Annotated in this window: 12 protein-coding genes; 10 read left to right on the top strand and 2 right to left on the bottom strand. The window is 72.0% G+C overall.

Annotation, left to right across the window (positions count from 1 at the left end; translation table 11 throughout):
* The first annotated feature begins 17 nt into the window (after nt 1-17).
* The 4 genes from secD (at nt 18) to ACFPIJ_RS18025 (ending at nt 6,340) form a co-directional block, all read left to right on the top strand.
* Entirely contained in the window at nt 18-1,880 is a 1,863-nt protein-coding gene (secD, locus tag ACFPIJ_RS18040; protein ID WP_380116266.1) for a protein translocase subunit SecD, read from the top strand.
* Nucleotides 1,881-1,882: 2 nt separating this feature from the next.
* A complete protein-coding gene (secF, locus tag ACFPIJ_RS18035) occupies nt 1,883-3,034 on the top strand; it encodes a protein translocase subunit SecF (protein WP_380116265.1) in 1,152 nt (383 codons plus the stop codon).
* Nucleotides 3,035-3,117: 83 nt separating this feature from the next.
* Nucleotides 3,118-3,645, top strand: a complete 528-nt coding sequence (locus ACFPIJ_RS18030; RefSeq protein ID WP_380116264.1) for an adenine phosphoribosyltransferase — start codon at nt 3,118-3,120, stop codon at nt 3,643-3,645.
* A gap of 133 nt (nt 3,646-3,778) precedes the next feature.
* On the top strand, nt 3,779-6,340 hold the full coding sequence (locus ACFPIJ_RS18025; protein WP_380116263.1) for a RelA/SpoT family protein: 2,562 nt from the start codon (nt 3,779-3,781) through the stop codon (nt 6,338-6,340).
* A 768-nt stretch (nt 6,341-7,108) separates the two neighbouring features.
* Here the strand turns inward: ACFPIJ_RS18025 and ACFPIJ_RS18020 are convergent.
* Together ACFPIJ_RS18020 and ACFPIJ_RS18015 are read right to left on the bottom strand one after the other, a co-directional pair.
* Complete coding sequence (locus ACFPIJ_RS18020; protein WP_380116262.1) at nt 7,109-7,975, bottom strand: peptidylprolyl isomerase; 867 nt, start codon at nt 7,973-7,975, stop codon at nt 7,109-7,111.
* A 38-nt stretch (nt 7,976-8,013) separates the two neighbouring features.
* A complete protein-coding gene (locus ACFPIJ_RS18015; protein WP_380116261.1) occupies nt 8,014-8,937 on the bottom strand; it encodes a peptidylprolyl isomerase in 924 nt (307 codons plus the stop codon).
* Between the two features lie 178 nt (nt 8,938-9,115).
* Between ACFPIJ_RS18015 and ACFPIJ_RS18010 the strand changes: the two genes are divergently transcribed.
* The 6 genes from ACFPIJ_RS18010 to ACFPIJ_RS17985 are packed head-to-tail and all read left to right on the top strand — an operon-like array spanning nt 9,116 to nt 18,237.
* Nucleotides 9,116-9,790: an MBL fold metallo-hydrolase gene (locus tag ACFPIJ_RS18010; protein ID WP_380116260.1), complete on the top strand. Its 675-nt coding sequence runs from the start codon at nt 9,116-9,118 to the stop codon at nt 9,788-9,790.
* A gap of 6 nt (nt 9,791-9,796) precedes the next feature.
* Nucleotides 9,797-11,110, top strand: coding sequence for a histidine--tRNA ligase (gene hisS, locus ACFPIJ_RS18005; RefSeq protein WP_380116259.1), 1,314 nt, complete (start codon nt 9,797-9,799; stop codon nt 11,108-11,110).
* 57 nt (nt 11,111-11,167) lie between these two features.
* Nucleotides 11,168-12,973: an aspartate--tRNA ligase gene (aspS, locus tag ACFPIJ_RS18000; protein WP_380116258.1), complete on the top strand. Its 1,806-nt coding sequence runs from the start codon at nt 11,168-11,170 to the stop codon at nt 12,971-12,973.
* A gap of 2 nt (nt 12,974-12,975) precedes the next feature.
* Nucleotides 12,976-13,752 (top strand): sugar nucleotide-binding protein, encoded by a 777-nt coding sequence (locus ACFPIJ_RS17995; protein WP_380116815.1) that lies wholly within the window; start codon nt 12,976-12,978, stop codon nt 13,750-13,752.
* A 40-nt stretch (nt 13,753-13,792) separates the two neighbouring features.
* On the top strand, nt 13,793-15,211 hold the full coding sequence (locus tag ACFPIJ_RS17990; protein WP_380116257.1) for a replication-associated recombination protein A: 1,419 nt from the start codon (nt 13,793-13,795) through the stop codon (nt 15,209-15,211).
* Nucleotides 15,208-18,237 (top strand): hypothetical protein, encoded by a 3,030-nt coding sequence (locus ACFPIJ_RS17985; protein ID WP_380116256.1) that lies wholly within the window; start codon nt 15,208-15,210, stop codon nt 18,235-18,237. Before ACFPIJ_RS17990 ends, ACFPIJ_RS17985 begins: the two co-directional genes overlap by 4 nt.
* The last annotated feature ends 1 nt before the right edge of the window (nt 18,238 follow it).

Genomic DNA, 18,238 nt, shown 5'->3' with positions numbered 1-18,238 from the left:
AGGGAGACCCGACAGCCGTGGCACAACCTCAGGCACCGATGCACCCGGGCCGTCAGCTCGGTGTGCTCGGCACCATCTTCGTTCTGCTCGCCATCTGGGTGTGGTTCGGCGGTGACGGCGGCTGGCGAAACCGGCTTGAGCCGAACCTCGGCCTCGACCTCATCGGCGGGACCACGGTCACGCTGCAGGCGAAGACCGACACCGGCAAGCCGCCCTCGAAAGAACAGATGAACACGGCCAAGGACATCATCGACAGCCGGGTCAACGGCCTCGGTGTCTCCGAGGCCGAGGTCGTCATCGAGGGCGACAGCAACATCGTCGTCTCCCTGCCGGGCAAGAGCGACGACCGGTTGAAGCAGATCGGCCAGACCGCCGAGCTGCGCTTCCGCAAGGTGCTGGGCTCGACCGGCGACACCGGCGGCACCGACCCGTCGGCGTCCGCGTCGGCCTCGCCGTCGGCGTCCGCGCCCGCGTCCGCGCCCGCGTCCGCGCCCGCGTCCGCGTCGGCCTCGGCGTCCGCCAGCGCCAAGCCGTCCGCGTCGGCGTCCGCCCCCGCGTCCTCGGCGCCGGCGTCCTCCGCCGCGCCGTCCGCGTCCGCCTCCGCCTCGGCGTCCACCTCCGCGGCGCCCGTGGCGCCCGACGTGGCGCAGCTGCGGGCCGAGGTCGAGAAGAAGGTCGGCGCGGCCGCCCTCGGCGCCGCGGCGCAGGAGACCGCGCCGGTCGACCTGTCCGCGGACCCGTCGAAGGCCCAGCTCTACGCGCCGTTCAAGACGCTGACCCCGGAAGAGGTCGCCGTCCTGCCGGCCGGCATCCAGTACAACATCCCGTACATCACCTGCGACAAGCTCAACAACCGGCCGGTCGGCTCGATCCGGGACGACAAGGTGCAGGCCGTCGCGTGCGAGCCCGGCACCAAGTACATGCTCGACGTCGCCAAGGTGCTCGGCACCGACGTCTCCAAGGCCGACTCGTCGATCGACTCGACGAACGGCAAGTGGATCGTCACGATGTCGTTCAGCAGCAAGGGCCAGGACAAGTGGACCAACCTGACCCGCGAGGCGTGGAACAACGGCACCGACAGCGCGCAGGTCGCGGTCGTGCTCGACAACACCGTGGTGTCCGCACCGGTCATCGAGAGCGTCATCCCCGGCGACGCGCGGATCACCGGCTCGTTCACCAAGCGTGACACCGAGCTGCTCGCCAACCAGCTGCAGTACGGCGCGCTCCCGCTGTCCTTCGTCCCGCAGGACGCGCAGAGCATCTCCGCCACGCTGGGCAGCTCGCACCTGGAGGCGGGCGTGCTCGCCGCCGGCATCGGCCTGCTGCTGGTGGTGCTCTACTCGTTCTTCTACTACCGGCTCCTCGGCCTGGTCATCACGCTCAGCCTGGTGCTGTCCGGCGCGATGGTCTACATGGCCCTGATCGTGCTCGGCCGGACCATGGGCTTCACCCTGACGCTCGCCGGGTTCGCCGGCTTCATCGTGTCGCTGGGCGTCGCCGCCGACTCGTTCGTCATCTACTTCGAACGGCTCAAGGACGAGATCCGGGAGGGGCGCAGCCCCCGCAGCGCGGTCCCGCGCGCCTGGGTCCGGGCCCGCCGCACGATCATCTCCGCCAACGCGATCACCCTGCTCGCGGCCGCGGTGCTGTACTTCTTCTCCATCGGCTCGGTCAAGGGCTTCGCGTTCGCCCTGGGCGTCGCGACCATCCTCGACCTCGTCGTGGTGTTCCTCTTCCGTCATCCGATCATGACGTTGTTCGCGCGCAGTAAAGCGTTCTTGTCACCGAGGGTTTCCGGCCTCGGCCGGATCGTCGAGCAGCGTCAGAGCACCGGTGTGGCGCCCTCCGCCCCCCGTCGTAACCGCCCGAAGGAGGTCTGACGATGAGCGGCACAGGTGGCATCGCAGCCCGGCTCTACCGTGGTGAAGCCAACGTCAACGTCGTCGGCCGCCGGCGGCTCTGGTTCACCGTCGCCGGGATCGCCCTGCTGATCGCGATCGGCAGCATGGTGTTCAAGGGCTTCACGCTCGGCATCGAGTTCGAGGGCGGCAACCAGTACAACGTGCCGGTCAGCGTCGGCTCGCTCGATTCGGTCGAGAAGGCGTTCGGCGACGCCGGCGTCGAGGTCAAGACGGGCCAGACGGTCGGTGACAAGCAGTACGTCATCAAGACCGAACTGATCACCGACGCGGCCCGGCAGACCGAGATCAAGGAGAAGGTGGCCGACACCTTCAACATCGACCCGGCCCAGATCAGCGACAGCGCCGTCAGCACCTCCTGGGGCGGCCAGGTCACCACCAAGGCCCTGCAGAGTCTGGTGATCTTCCTGGCGCTGGTGACGGCGTACCTGGCGTTCCGTTTCGAGTGGCGGATGGCCGTCGCGGCGCTCGCGTCGCTGCTGCTGAACCTGGTCCTCACCGGCGGCGTCTACTCGCTCGTCGGGTTCGAGGTCACCCCGTCGACGGTCATCGGCTTCCTCACGATCCTCGGTTTCGCGCTGTACGACGTCGTCGTGGTGTTCGACAAGGTGCAGGAGAACACCCGGGGCATCACCGGCAACAACAACAGCACCTACACCGAGGCCGCCAACCTCGCGGTCAACCAGACCCTGATGCGCTCCATCAACACCGGTCTGGTCGCCCTGCTGCCCGTCGGCGGTCTGCTCTTCATCGGTGCCGGCCTCCTCGGCGCGGGCACGCTGAAGGACCTCGGTCTGGTGCTGTTCATCGGTATGGGCGTCGCGGTGTACTCCTCGATCTTCTTCGCCACGCCGGTCCTCGCCGAGTTCAAGGTCCGCGAGCCGCGCCTGCAGGCGCACGAGTCCCGCGTCGCGAACCGCCGCGTCGCCCTGGCGAAGCAGGCCACCCAGGCGCCGCCCGTCGACAGCGACGGCGTGCCGATCGGCCGGTCGGGGTCGGCGGAGCGGTCCGAGCTCGCGGGTGCGGCACCACGGCCGGGCGCCCGCCCGGGTGCCCGTCCCGGCCAGGCGAAACGTCCCCGGGCCGGCGGCAGGCCGGGCTCCGGCCGGCGCTGACCTTCCATCACCCATCGTTCACCCGGCACGGGCGTCGCTTCGCAGCGGCGCCCGTGCCGCGTTCCGCCCTTGGAGGTAACCCCGTGGAGATCTCGGAGCTGGTCGCCGGCAAGGTCGTCGACGTGCCCGACTTTCCCAAACCCGGCATCCTGTTCAAGGACCTGATGCCGCTGTTCGCCGACGGCCCGGCCTTCCGGGCCGTGATCGACGCGATCATCGCCGAGCACGGCGCGGACAGCTTCGACGTCGTCGCCGGGATCGAGGCCCGCGGGTTCGTGATCGCCGCCGCCGTCGCGTACGCCACCGGCAAGGGCGTCGTTCCGGTGCGCAAGGCCGGCAAGCTGCCCCGCACGACCGTCTCCGCGAGCTACGCCCTCGAATACGGCGAAGCGGTCATCGAGGTCCACGACGACGCGTTCGTCGCGGGGGAGCGCGTCCTCGTGGTCGACGACGTGCTCGCGACCGGGGGCACCGCCGCTGCCACCCTCGGACTCGTCGAACGCGCCGGCGGCCGGGTCAGCGGCTTCAGCGTGATCCTGGAACTCGGGTTCCTCGGCGGCCGGTCCAGGATCGCACCTCGTCCGGTTCATGCCCTGCTGACCGTGTCCTGACCCGGCTTCAGGCCTTTTGGAGCCTGGGAATGTCGGTGGGGGCGGGTACGCTTGCGGTTCATACGTTGACGGCGATGAGGAGTGGCCGGTGACCGGCGACATCGCATCCCCGATGGGGGGTACGGTCAAGCGGATGGGCGCTGCGTCGACACCGGAGGCGGTCCACGTGCAGGACGACCAGCAACAGGCACCGCAGGGCACCGAGCCGGAGACGGCCGAAGCAGGCGGTGTGGTGCTGCAGTTCCCGACCCCCGACGGTGGCGTGCAGCACAACCGCCGCTCCACCGACCCCGGCTTTGCCGGGGTCACTCCGACGCCGGCCCCGGCCCCCGCCCCCGCCAAGCCGGCGCGGCGGGTCGTGGACGATCTCGGTGAGGACACCGAGGACCTGACCGAGGCGGCCGGCTCGATGACCGGCGCCGCCCTGGGCCTGGTCGGCGCCGCGCCGACCGGCCGGCGGGTCCGCGCCCGGCTGGCCCGGTTCAACGCGCCGTGGCAGAGCCCGTCGGTCAGCGAGGTCCTCGAGCCGCTCATCGCGCAGCACAAGGCCAGCCACCCCAAGGCCGACGTGCGGCTGCTGCAGCGGGCGTATGACATGGCCGAGCACTTCCACAAGGGGCAGTACCGCAAGTCCGGCGACCCCTACATCACGCACCCCCTGGCCGTCGCCACGATCCTCGCCGACCTGGGCATGGACACCACGACCCTGGTCGCGGCGCTGCTGCACGACACGATCGAGGACACCGAATACACCATCGAGCGGATCCAGGTCGACTTCGGCGGCGAGGTCACGCTCCTCGTCGACGGCGTCACCAAGCTCGACAAGGTCAAACTCGGCGACGCCGCGAAGGCCGAGACGATCCGCAAGATGGTCGTCGCGATGGCCAAGGACCCGCGGGTCCTCGTCATCAAGCTCGCCGACCGGCTGCACAACATGCGGACCCTGACCTTCCTGCCCCGCCCCAAGCAGGAGCAGAAGGCCAAGGAGACCCTGGAGATCCTGGCGCCCCTCGCGCACCGGCTCGGCATGAACACGATCAAGTGGGAGCTCGAGGACCTCGCGTTCCGGACCCTGTTCCCGAAGCGGTTCGACGAGATCAGCCGGCTCATCGCCGAGCACACCCCGCAGCGCGACTCGCTGCTGCGCACCGTGACCCAGAAGGTCGCCACCGACCTCAAATCGGCGAAGATCAAGTCCGAGGTCACCGGGCGGCCGAAGCACCTGTATTCCGTCTACCAGAAGATGATCGTCCGCGGCCGCGACTTCGGCGACATCTACGACCTGGTCGGCGTGCGCATCCTGGTCGACACGGTCCGCGACTGCTACGCCGCACTCGGTGTCATCCACGCGAACTGGCAGCCCGTCCCGGGCCGGTTCAAGGACTACATCGCGATGCCGAAGTTCAACATGTACCAGTCGCTGCACACCACCGTGATCGGCCCCACCGGCAAGCCGGTCGAGCTGCAGATCCGCAGCTACGCGATGCACCGCACCGCTGAGTACGGCATCGCCGCGCACTGGCGCTACAAGGAGTCCAAGAACGCCACGATCGCCGGCCCGCCCGCCCACATCGACGAGATGACGTGGCTGCGGCAGCTGCTGGACTGGCAGCGGGAGGCCAGCGACCCCTCGGAGTTCCTGGACGCCCTGCGCTTCGACCTCTCCAGCCAGGAGGTCTACGTCTTCACGCCCAAGGGCGACGTGATCGCGCTGACCACCGGCTCGACCCCGGTCGACTTCGCCTACGCCGTGCACACCGAGGTCGGCCACAAGTGCATCGGCGCCCGGGTCAACGGCAAGCTCGTCCCCCTTGAGAGCACGCTGTCCAACGGCGACGTCATCGAGATCTTCACGTCGAAGTCGGAGACCGCCGGCCCCACCCAGGACTGGCTCGGCTTCGTCAAGAGCCCCCGGGCCCGCACCAAGATCCGGCAGTACTTCAACAAGGAGCGCCGCGAGGAGGCGATCGAGGCCGGCAAGGAGGCGATCGTCAAGGCCATGCGCAAGCAGGGCCTGCCGCTGCAGCGCCTGCTGACCTCCGAGTCCCTCATGACGATCGCCCGCGAGCTGCACCTCGCCGACGTCGCGGCCCTCTACGCGGCCGTCGGCGACGGCCAGGCCTCCGCCCAGTCGATCGTGCAGCGCCTCGTCGCCGGCTACGGCGGTGAGGAGGGCGCCGTCGAGGACATCGCCGAGACCGCCATCCCGACCCGGCCGTCCCGCACCCGCACCGCCGCCTCCGACCCCGGCGTCGAGGTCCTCGGCGTCGACGACGTCTGGATCAAGCTCGCCCGCTGCTGCACCCCGGTCCCCGGCGACGCCGTCTTCGGCTTCGTCACCCGCTCCGGCGGGGTCAGCGTCCACCGCGACGACTGCGCCAACGCCGGCGACCTCAAGGAGCAGCCGGAGCGGGTCCTCGAGGTCAACTGGAAGCCCACCAGCGCCTCCACCTTCCTGGTCGCCATCCAGGTCGAGGCCCTCGACCGCCACAAGCTCCTCGCCGACGTCACCCGCGTCCTGTCCGAGGAGAAGGTCAACATCCTCTCCGCGACCGTCACGACGACCCGCGACCGGGTGGCGATCAGCAGGTTCAGCTTCGAGATGGCCGACCCGAAGCACCTCAACCACCTGCTCGCCGCGGTCCGCCGCATCGACGGCGTGTACGACGCCTACCGGGTCACCTCCGGCGCCTGACCACCACCGGTCGGTCGGCGCTCGTCCGCCCGCCGACCGGTCCCCGCCCGGTCAGCGCCACGCTGGGCCGTGCCGGACCGTACGCCGTCGCGCCGTGCGTCGCGTTTGGCCGTGCGTTGCGTTTGGCCGTGTTGCGCCGGGCCTGGGGATGCGGAGATGGTCCAGGTCGTTGCGCCGGGGCCAGGAAAGCTGTGCCCCGCCGTATGGTGCGACGCTGCGCCACGCCGTGTGACGCCACGCCGTGTGACGTCGGACCGTGTGACGCTGGGCCATGACGCTGGGCCATGACGCTGGGCCATGACGCTGGGCCATGACGCTGGGCTGGGCCGGGTTGTGTCGAGCCGAGTCCGGCGAGTTCAGGGGGTTCGGCTGCCGTGGTGCACGGCCGCTGGCCATCCCGCTTCGGGCGACCCGCGATCGCGGGCGGGTGTGGTGGCTGACCAGTGCTTCCTGGAGCCCACTTCGGAGAGGACCGCCGCCGGGGGTGGCGGTTCCTGGAGAGCGCGCTTCGGAGAGGCCGTTTCCCCGTCCTGTGCTCCGCGTAGTCGGTCGTGATGGCTCGCTTACGGCCAGATCGAAGTCGTCCCGTGGTCGCCGGCGCGGCCGATCCGCGACTTCGATCGCTGCGGCACGATGGCACCGCTGTGAGCCCGCCACACTGCAGACCCTGGGGGCCATCCGGGGGCGGCACAGCAGAAGGGCCGCGGCTCGACGAGCGAGTGCCGCGGCCCTTCCGGATGGAACGGGTGGTACGGGTGGAGCGGAGCGTCAGCTGGCGGCGCTCATGGTCAGCGAGTTGATCTTCACCTCGGTCTTCGGGGCGCCGTCGCCGGAGGCGGCTGCGGCTGGGTCGCCGGAGGCGGCGGGGTCCGGGACCGTGCCGGCCTCGGCGACCTTCTTGACCAGGTCGAGGCCCTCGGTGACGCGGCCGAGAACGGTGTAGTCGGCCGACAGGGACTCGATGTCCTTGTAGACGATGAAGAACTGGCTGCCGCTGCTGGCCGGGTTCTGCGTCTTGGCGATCGCGACCATGCCCTCGGTGTACGCGGGGCGGCGGCCGGTCGGCAGGTTCTCCTCGGCGTAGCGGTACGTCGGGCCGCCGAGGCTGGTGCCGGACGGGTCGCCGCACTGCAGGACGTAGATGCTCTGGGTCACCAGGCGGTGGCACTTCGAGCCGTCGAAGAACTTCTTGCTGGCCAGGTACGTGAAGCTGGCCGCCGCGCACGGGGCGTTGGCGGTGTCCACCTTGATCTTGATGGTGCCGACGCTGGTGTCCATGGTCATGGTCTGAGACCCGGTGCGGGGCTCGCCGGACGTCGGCGGGGTGCCGACGTCCTTGACCTCCTTGGGGATCTCCGGCGCGGGCGACGCCGACGGGTCGACCAGCGGCAGCCAGGTGCAGCTGGTCGGGGCCGCGGAGGCCGATGATGCGGCGGAGGGCTCCGTCTTGTCGTCACCCTTGGTCATCACGACCACCAGCCATGCCACACCGAGCAGGACCACCAACCCACCGGCCGTCGCGGCGATCGTCGTGTTCCTGCGCCGTCGGCTGGCTGAGCGCTCGGCGCGGTCGGCCATCTCCCGCTCCAGCCGCGCACGCGCTGCGGCGCGCTGGCGGTCCCGGTTGGAGGTCACGGTTGGTACTCCTTGCTCAGCAGGGATTAGGGGTGGAGTTACGACTTGCTTGAGGCGCTCGCCGAAGGGGCCGGCGAGGCGGACGACGACGCCGCGGGTGCCGAGGTGGACGCCGACGGGGCGGGCGCCGGCTCCTCCTGCGGAGCGACGTCGGTCACCGTCAGTGAGGTGATGTTCACCTCGGTCTTCGGCTTGCCGTCGTTGGTCACCGCGCCGTCGGCCCCAGGCTGCGTGCCGGCGGCGCCGATCTGGGTGAGGAGGTCCATGCCGCCGACGATCGTGCCGACGACGCTGTAGTTCGGCGGCAGCTTGACGTCCTTGAAGACCAGGAAGAACTGGCTGCCGTTGGTGTCGACGCCGGAGTTGGCCATGGCGACGGTCCCGGCCGGGTAGAGCACGGTGTTGTCGGCGGCGGCGCTCGGGTCGGCCGAGGGGTCGGCAGACGGCGCGTCGGCCAGCGGGAGGTTCTCGTCCGGGAAGCGGTACGAGGGGCCGCCGGTGCCCTTGCCGGACGGGTCGCCGCACTGCAGGAGCGAGCCGAGATACAGCCGGTGGCACGGAGTGTTGTCGTAGAACTTCTTGCCGGCCAGGTACGTGAAACTCTCCACCGCGCACTTCGCCTTGCTCGGGTCGAGCTTGACGGTCACGGTGCCCTGGGTGAGCGCGACGCTCATGGTCTTCACGCCGTTGGTGACGACGTCATTGGTCCGCGGCTTGCCGACGTCCTTGACACCGTCACCGGCATCGACCGGCGTCCACGAACACTGCGCCACCGGAATCTTCTCGGGGTCGAAGCCGCCGGTCTTCCAGATCACGGCCAGGACCAGCAGGGTCAGTGCCACCGCCCCGCCGATGCCGGCCTGCCATTGCCGACGACGCCTCGCCGCTGCCGCCCGACGGGCGATCTGCCGCTCGGTCTTCGCCCGCGCCAAGGCGCGTTGCCGGCTCTTACTGGAAGCCACCGGTGCTCCCCTCCAGGAATACGTTTGGGTGCCATGTCACACGCCCGCCAGAGTGTACGGGTAGAAACCGGAATGGTGGTCGCCGCCCGGTCACGGTTCGCTGTGCCTGACCTCCGGATAGGGTCTGAGGGGTCTGACAGGGATCTCTGTGCGGAAATAGACAGGGAGGAGCGCCGTCTTGCTCGTCGCCGGCTTTCCCGCCGAAGCGTTCGGGACCAACTGCTATGTCGTCGCTCCCGCGCCCGGTGAGCAGTGCGTTGTCATCGACCCCGGGATCGGGGTCGTCGACCGGCTCGACGCGCTCCTCGCCGAGCACCGGCTCCAGCCGGCCGCGGTGCTGCTGACGCACGGCCACCTGGACCACACGTTCTCCGTCACGCCCGTCTGCGGCGCGCGCGGCATCACGGCCTACATCCACCCGGACGACGGCGAGATGCTCGCCGACCCGACCAAGGGGCTCGGCACCGACCTTACGTCGTTGTTCGGCGGCAGGCTGACCTGGACGGAGCCCGAGGACGTCGCGCCCCTCGAGGACGGCCTGGTCCTGAAGATAGCCGGGCTGGAGCTGATCGTCGACCACGCGCCGGGCCATACGCGCGGGTCCGTGATGTTCCGCAGCGCCGAGGAGGTCTTCACCGGCGACGTGCTGTTCAAGGACTCGATCGGCCGCACCGATCTGCCCGGCGGCAGCATGACGCAGATGTGGACCAGCCTGCGCGACAAGGTGCTCACGCTCCCCGACGAGCTCGTCGTGCTGCCCGGCCACGGACCGGGGACCACCATCGGCCGCGAGCGCACCTACAACCCGTACCTCCGCGAAGCGTCCGAAAAGCCACAAAACCGAGGCTGGTAGAAGCAGATGACCCGTCCCACGCCGCTGTCCGGGTTCCCGGAGTGGCTCCCCGAGCAGCGCCTGGCCGAGCAGCAGGTCCTGGACAGGCTGCGCCGCACGTTCGAGCTGTACGGCTTCTCGCCCCTGGAGACGCGCGCGGTCGAGCCCCTCGACCAGCTGCTGCGCAAGGGGGAGACCTCCAAGGAGGTCTACACGCTGCGCCGCCTGCAGGCGACCGACGACGACGTCGACGAGCTGAGCCTCGGCCTGCACTTCGACCTGACTGTCCCTTTCGCCCGTTATGTACTGGAGCACGCCGGCAAGCTGCAGTTCCCGTTCCGCCGGTACCAGATCCAGAAGGTGTGGCGGGGGGAGCGGCCGGCGGCGGGCCGTTATCGCGAGTTCCTGCAGGCGGACATCGACATCGTCGACCGTGACACCCTGCCCTCCCACTACGAGGCCGAGATCCCGCTGGTCATCGGCGACGCGCTCAGGGCGCTGCCGATCCCGCCGGTCACGATCCTGGTGAACAACCGGAAGTTGTGTGAGGGGTTCTACCGGGGCCTCGGGATCGACGACCCGGAAGAGATTCTGAGAATAGTCGACAAATTGGACAAAGTGGGTCCGAGTGTCGTAAAAGACGAAATAGCCCAGAAGCACGGTGCGGCGCGGGCCGACGCCTGCCTTGCGCTCGCCGGGATCTCGGCCAAGGACGCGTCCTTCGTCGACGAGGTCCGCAAGCTCGGCGTCGAGCACCCGCTGCTCGACGAGGGCATCGCCGAGCTCGCCGCGGTGGTCGAGACGGCCCGCGAGCACAGCCCCGGCCTGGTCCAGGCGACCCTGAAGATCGCCCGTGGCCTCGACTACTACACCGGCACCGTCTACGAGACCGAGCTCGCCGGCTTCGAGCAGTTCGGCTCGATCTGCTCCGGCGGGCGCTACGACAACCTCGCCAGCGCCGGCAAGGACGTCTTCCCCGGCGTCGGCATCTCCATCGGCGTGTCCCGGCTGCTCGGGCTGCTGTTCAAGGCCGACGCGCTGAGCGTCTCCCGGCCCGTGCCGACCGCCGTCCTCGTCGCGCTGTGGAGCGAGGAGGAGCGCGCCGTCAGCAACCGGATCGCCGCCTCGCTGCGCGCCCGGGGCATCGCGACGGAGGTGGCACCCGTGCCCGCGAAGCTCGGCAAGCAGATCCGGCACGCGGAACGACGGGGCATCCCGTTCGTCTGGTTCCCCGCCAACGGGGAGAACCCGGATCAGGTGAAGGACATCCGCAGCGGGGAGCAGGTCGACGCCGAAGGGTGGGCGCCCCCGGCCGAGGACATCGCCCCGACCCTGCGGTGACAGAATGACCAGAGCTAGTGCCAGGACCTGCCCACACCCGAAGGAGAGAGACCTCCCGTGATCCGATCCCATCAGTCCGGCGCCCTGCGGGCCGGCGACGCCGGCACGACCGTGACGCTCGCCGGCTGGGTGGCCCGCCGGCGCGACCACGGCGGCGTGATCTTCGTGGATCTCCGGGACGCCTCCGGCGTGGTCCAGGTCGTCTTCCGCGAGGACATGCAGGTCGCGCACGCGCTGCGCAACGAGTACTGCGTGCTCGTCACCGGCGAGGTGCGCGCCCGGCCGGCCGGCAACGAGAACCCCGACCTGCCGACCGGCGCGGTCGAGGTCGTCGCCACCGCCCTCGAGGTGCTGTCGGAGGCCGCGCCGCTGCCGCTGCCCGTCGACGACGGCGACGCCGCCAGCGACGACGTGCGCTACCGGTACCGCTACCTCGACCTGCGCCGCTCCGGCCCGCACAAGGCGATGAAGCTGCGCTCCCGGGCCAACCAGATCGCCCGCAACCTCCTCGCGGACCGTGACTTCGTCGAGGTCGAGACGCCGACCCTGACCCGGTCCACGCCCGAGGGCGCCCGCGACTTCCTGGTCCCGGTCCGGCTGCAGCCCGGCACCTGGTATGCGCTGCCGCAGTCGCCGCAGCTGTTCAAGCAGCTGCTCATGGTCGGCGGCCTGGAGCGGTATTACCAGATCGCCCGCTGCTACCGCGACGAAGGCTTCCGCGCCGACCGGCAGCCGGAGTTCACGCAACTGGACATCGAGATGTCGTTCGTGACCCAGGACGACATCATCGAGCTCGGCGAGGCGATCGTGCGGGCCCTGTGGTCCGACCTCGCCGGCCACGAGATCACCGCCGACATCCCGAAGCTGACCTGGCACGACGCCCTGGCCCGGTACGGCTCCGACAAGCCTGACCTGCGCTACTCCGTCGAGCTCACCGAGCTGACGGACTACCTGCGCGGCACCGAGTTCCGCGTCTTCGCCGGCGCGATCGACGCCGGTGGCTACGTCGGTGCGGTCGTCATGCCCGGCGGCGCCGCGCAGACCCGCAAGGAGCTCGACGGCTGGCAGGACTGGGCGAAGGCGCGCGGCGCGCGTGGCCTTGCGTATGTGGTCCTGGACGCCGAGACCGGCGAGCCGAAGGGCCCGGTCGCGAAGAACCTCACCGCCGAGCACCTCGGCGGCCTGGCCGACGCGGTCGGCGCGAAGCCCGGCGACGCGGTCTTCTTCGCCGCGTCCACCGAACGCCGCGAGGCGCAGGAGCTGCTCGGCGCGGCCCGCATCGAGATCGCGAAGCGGGCCAAGCTCGTCGACGAGTCGGCGTGGTCGTTCTGCTGGGTCGTCGACGCGCCCATGTTCGAGCCGACCGACCCCGACGCCGGCGGCACCGGCGGCGGCGCCAAGGGCTGGACGGCCGTGCACCACCCGTTCACCTCGCCGAACCGCGAGTGGATCGACCGGTTCGAGGAGTCGCCGGGCGAGGCCCTCGCCTACGCGTACGACATCGTCTGCAACGGCAACGAGATCGGCGGCGGCTCGGTCCGTATCCACCGCGGTGACGTGCAGCGGCGGGTGTTCGACATCCTCGGCATCGGCGCCGAGGACGCCGCGGACAAGTTCGGCTTCCTGCTCGAGGCGTTCAAGTACGGCCCGCCGCCGCACGCCGGCATCGCCTTCGGCTGGGACCGCATCTGCATGCTGCTGTCCGGCGCCGACTCGATCCGCGAGGTGATCGCGTTCCCGAAGACCGGCGGCGGCTTCGACCCGCTGACCGGCGCCCCGACCCCGATCACCGCGCAGCAGCGCGCCGAGGCGGGCGTCGACGGCAAACCCAAGCCGGCCACGGAATCAGGGGCCAAGGCTTGACGGTGCTCGTGACCGGCGCCTCCGGATATCTCGGAGGCGCCGTCGCCGCCCGGTGCGCGGCGGTGCCGGCGCCCAGGGTGGACATCAGGGACCTGGGCGCGCTGACAGCGTTGTTCGCGGTGCTACGGCCCGCGACGGTCATTCACACCGCCACCACCCTCGGCAACAAGGGTGGCGCACCCGAGGACCTGTGGCCGGTGGTGGCGGCCGGCGCCGCGAACGTCGCCGTTGCCGCCAGCTCCGTCGGCGCGCGGCTCGTCCACGTCTCGTCCGACGCGATCTTCGCGGGTCGTGACGCACCGTACACGGAGGCGGACGTGCCGTCGCCGGTGTTCGACTACGGCGCCGCGAAGGCCGCCGCCGAGGAGGCCGTCGCCGCCGTCGACCCGGGCGCCGCCCTGGTCCGCACGTCGCTGATCGTCTCCGGCGGCCGCGGCGAACTGTCCCGGCACGAGCGCACCTGCCTCGACCTGGCTTCCGGCGCCGCCGACGGGGCGCTGTTCACCGACGAGATCCGTTGCCCCATAGCCGTCGACGACCTGGCCGCGGCCCTGGTGGCCCTGGCCGCGACCGACTACGCGGGCGTGCTGAACGTCGCCGGTCCCGAGGCACTGTCCCGCCACGAACTGGGCGTCCGGGTCGCCGAGCGGCACGGGATCGACCCGTCCGCGGTGCCCGCGTCCACCCTTGTGGCGAGCGGACTGCACCGACCCGGCAAGGTCGTCCTCGACTCGTCCGTCGCCGGGAAACTGCTGGGGCTTACTCTCCGTACCGTCTGATCAAGCTCTTTCGCAGCGCAAACATGTAGGGTCTGGGGCCGTGGACGGCTTGTTTGAGGTGCACCCACCGGGCGGCGCAGACCCCGCGCTCCCCGGCGGTTTCGACGACGTCGCCTCCGACGCGCCCCTGGCGGTGCGGATGCGCCCGCGGACCCTGGACGAGCTGGTCGGGCAGGAACGCCTGCTCGTCGCCGGGTCGCCGCTGCGGCAACTGGTCACCGGTGACTCACCGATGTCGGTGATCCTCTCCGGGCCGCCCGGCTGCGGCAAGACGACCGTCGCCCACCTGGTCGCCGGAGCCGGCGACCGCAAGTTCGTGGCCCTGTCCGCGCTCAGCGCCGGGGTCAAGGACGTGCGCACGGTCATCGACGTCGCCCGCAAGGAACGGCGCCGGGGCGGGCCGCCGACCGTGCTGTTCATCGACGAGGTGCACCGCTTCAGCAAGACCCAGCAGGACTCGCTGCTCGCCGCCGTCGAGGACCGCACCATCACGCTGCTCGCCGCCACCACCGAGAACCCGTTCTTCTCCGTCATCAAGCCGCTGCTGTCGCGCTGCGTGCACCTGACGCTGAAACCGCTGACCGACGACGACGTGCGCGCCCTCGTGCGCCGCGCCGTGGCGGACGCCCGCGGGCTCGACGGCCGGGTGACGCTCGCGCCCGACGCGGAGGCGCATCTGGTGCGCCTCGCCGACGGCGACGTCAGGAAGGCCCTCACGGCCCTGGAGGCGGCCGCGGGCGCGGCGCTCGCGCAGGGGGCCACCCAGGTCGACCTGGCCACCGCCGAGCAGGCCATCGACGTGGCCGCGCTGCGCTACGACCGGGACGGCGACGAGCACTACGACGTCACCAGCGCGTTCATCAAGAGCATCCGCGGCTCGGACGTCGACGCGGCCCTGCACTACCTGGCGCGGATGCTGGTCGCGGGGGAGGACGCCCGGTTCATCGCGCGGCGCCTCATCGTGCACGCCAGCGAGGACATCGGCATGGCCGACCCGACCGCGCTGCAGACCGCGACGGCCGCCGCGCACGCGGTGCAGTTCGTCGGGCTGCCCGAGGTCCAGATCGTCCTCGCCCAGGCGGTGATCCACCTGGCGCTCGCCCCGAAGTCCAACGCGGTCGTCGCCGCGATCGGCGCCGCGATGTCCGACGTCCACGCCGGACACGGTGGTGCAGTTCCCGCGCATTTACGCGATTCGCACTACAGCGGTGCATCCAAGCTCGGCCACGGCAAAGGGTACAAATACCCCCACGACGACGTCCGAGGCGTTGTCCAGCAACGGTACGCCCCGGAAGGGCTCGACGACCGGGAGTACTACCGCCCTACGGGCCATGGCGCGGAGCGCGCTGTGGCGGAACGATTGCCGAAGCTGCGGCGTATCGTGCGGGGGACCACAGAGCCAGCAGCAGGACCGGCGGACGACGGCGCGACCAGCATGGTGGAGGAGCGGCACCGGTGACATCGGGTCGAGACGAGGCCAAGAAGCGGCGTGGCCGCGGCAAGGCCGAAGAAGGCCCGAGCGACGAGGACCTCGGCTGGCTCGCCGAACTCCGCAACGCCCGAGGCGACGAGGACGTCCTCCAGCAGCCCCCGGCCGCCGCGCGCCCCGGCGACCGCGACGTGCTGGACCAGCCGCCGGCGGACCCGCGCCGCCGCGCCGACCCGCCGCGCCCGGCCGAGCCGACCCAGGCCTGGCACGCCCCGCGCGAGTCCCCGTCGGGCGGCATCCCCGCAGCCGGCCCCGGCCGCCGCGGTCCGGCCGAGTCGCCGTCGGGTGGTATCCCTGCGGCCGGCCGCCGCGGTCCCGCCGAGCGGGAGGCGCCGGCGACCGGTGCGTGGCAGGCCGGGCGGCCCGCCGCCGGCAGGAGCGAACCGGACCGCGAGTCGCCGTCCGGTGGTGTGCCCGCGGCCGGTCGTCGCGGCGCCGAGCCGACCACCGCCTGGTCCGGAGGCCGGGCCGCGGGCCGTGGCGAGACGGAGCGCGAGTCGCCGTCCGGCGGCATTCCCGCCGGTGGGCGTCGCGCGGCGGACCGTGAGTCGCCGTCGGGTGGCATTCCCGCCGGTGGGCGTCGCGCGGCCGCCGAACCGGCCCCCGGCTGGCGCGACGGGCGGGCCGCTGGTCGCGGTGAGGCGGAGCGCGAGTCGCCGTCCGGTGGTGTGCCCGCCCGCGGCCGGGGCAGCGTGCCGGAGCCGCCGTGGCAGCCGGAGACGTCCCAGTCCACCGGGCGCCGCGCGGCCCCCGAGACGCCCCCGACGACCGGGCGCCGCGGTGCGCCCGACACCAGCCCCTGGCAGCCGCAGGCCGACCCCGTGGGCCGCCGCGAGCCGGCGACCGGCCCGGGTCCCGCCGCGGGCACCGGATCGCCGTCCGGGTCCGCACCGCGCGCCGCCGCCCCCGGTGGCGCACCGTCCGGAGGGCGCGCGTCCGTCCCGGGCGGCGAGCCCATGGGCCGTGGCGCGGGCACCGGTCGTTCGTCCGTTCCCGGTGCCGCCGTTCCCGGTGCCGCCGCTCCCGGTGCCGCGCCGGCCACGGGCCGCACCGCCGTGCCCGGAGCCGCGTCCGGCACCGGCCGCCCGTCCACGCCCGGGGGAGACCCCGGGGCGAGAGGCGCGGGTGCCGCCCCCGCCGGTCGTCCGCCGGTGTCCGGCACCGGCCGCACGTCGTTGCCCGGTGCGGGGCCTGCTGCCGGATCCGGTGCCGTTCCGCACACCGGGCCGGTCGCGGGGCCAGGCGGTGCGCCGTCGGCGTGGGACTCCCCGGCCCGGGAAGCCCCGGCCGGTGGGCACCGCGCGCCCATCGACGAACGGCGCGCCGACGACGAGTCGCCGCCGCGTGGTCGTCGGGCGGTGCCCGGGCCAGGCGTTGACGATGAGTCGCCGTCGCGTGGTCGTCGGGCGGTGCCCGGGCCAGGCGTTGACGATGAGTCGCCGTCGCGTGGCCGTCGGGCCGTGCCGGAGTCGCGCGTCGATGACGAGTCGCCGTCCCGTGGTCGTCGGGCCGTGCCCGAGCCGCGTCGGGGCGAGCCCGACCTGGAGCAGAGCGGCGGGCGCCGCGCGTTCGAGGCGGCCGCCGGCGACGGTCCCGGCCGGTTTGCCAACGAATCGGCCCCGCCGGCCCAGCGTCGCGGCGGGTCCGGTGCCGAGCTGACCAGTCGGTTCGCCGCCGACGCGGGCCCCGCCGGGGCGCCGGGCCGTGGCGGGCGCGCGCAGGCCGGCGCCCCGTTCCAGGCCACGCCCGCCGGCGCCGCCCCGCAGCACGGTGACCCCCACGGCCGTAGTCAGGGCGGTGACGCCCACGGCCGCGGTCCGAGTGGTGACGCCCACGGCCGCGGTCCGAGCGGTGACCTCCGCGCCCGCGGGCAGGGTGGCGGCCCGCACAACGCCGCAGCCCACGGTTCCGGGCCGCACGGTGCGGACCAGCAAGGCGCGGGCTCGCGCGGTGCCGGGCCGCAGGGCGCGGGTCCGCAGGGCGCGGGTCCGCACGGTGTCGGGCCGCAGGGTGCCGGGCCGCAGGGGCGGTCGCATCCGGGTGGCGGTCCGCAGGAGCCCGGCTCGCCGGGGTTCCAGCGGGGCAACGGCCCGCAGGGCGCGTCCCGCGGCGGGCCGCAGCAGCGCGGACCCCACGGTGGGCCGCAAGGTCCCGGCGGTCCCGGTGGGCGGCCGTCGCCGTACGGTGTGGCCAGGCAGCCCGGCGAGGCGCCCCCGAAACCGTTCGTGGACCTGGCCCGATTCGACCCGAACCCGGCGACCACGTACCGGGGGACGGCCACCACCCCGGGCGCGTTCGACTGGGAGTCCACGACGCAGATCGCGCCGTTCGGGCTGCTGCAGCTGGCGCAGGCCAAGCGGGTCCGGCAGCTGCGGCTCGCGACGATCATCTTCGTGGTCCTCGCGGTCGTCAGCGCGCCCGCGGCGTTCTTCGTGATCCGCGAGTTCACCAGGGACCCGGTGTTCGTGGAGCTGGACAACCTGAACCTGCCGGAGTGGGCGGCGCGCAACCCGACCGACGGGGCGCTGGGCAGCCGGTGGTGCATCCGCGAGTGCCGGTCCCGGCAGCGGACCTGGGAGTCGGCGCGCGGGCCGGAGGAGACCAACCGGGCGTTCGTCGGCAAGCTCAAGGACGCCGGCTGGGTCGAGTGGGACATCCCCGACTGCCAGGCGGAGGGCGTCGACGGGATCGAGACGTGCTGGCAGCGCGACGAGTACGTCCTCGACCTGTGGGTACGTGCCGCCGTCTGCGACGTGAAGAACGCCCGGCCGACGGTGAACCCGTCCCAGCCGCCGGCATCACCCGGGAAGCCGACGGCGAAAGCGCCGGCCAGCTCACCGGCGAGCACCGCCATGACGCAGGATCCGGGTCCGCAGCCGTCCGAGCTGGACAGCCCCGGCCCGGCACCGACCGCGATCTGCCCACTGGCAGTGGCCACCATCAAAGTCTTCAACCGGATCAGTTACGGCCCGGGCGGGACGCAGGGCGGCGGCTGAC

Origin of the sequence: Dactylosporangium cerinum (genome assembly GCF_042653625.1) — a bacterium.
Taxonomy (GTDB): Bacteria; Actinomycetota; Actinomycetes; order Mycobacteriales; family Micromonosporaceae; genus Dactylosporangium; species Dactylosporangium cerinum.
Note: the sequence above shows the minus strand (reverse complement) of the source record. Positions and strands in the feature narration are given on the sequence as shown.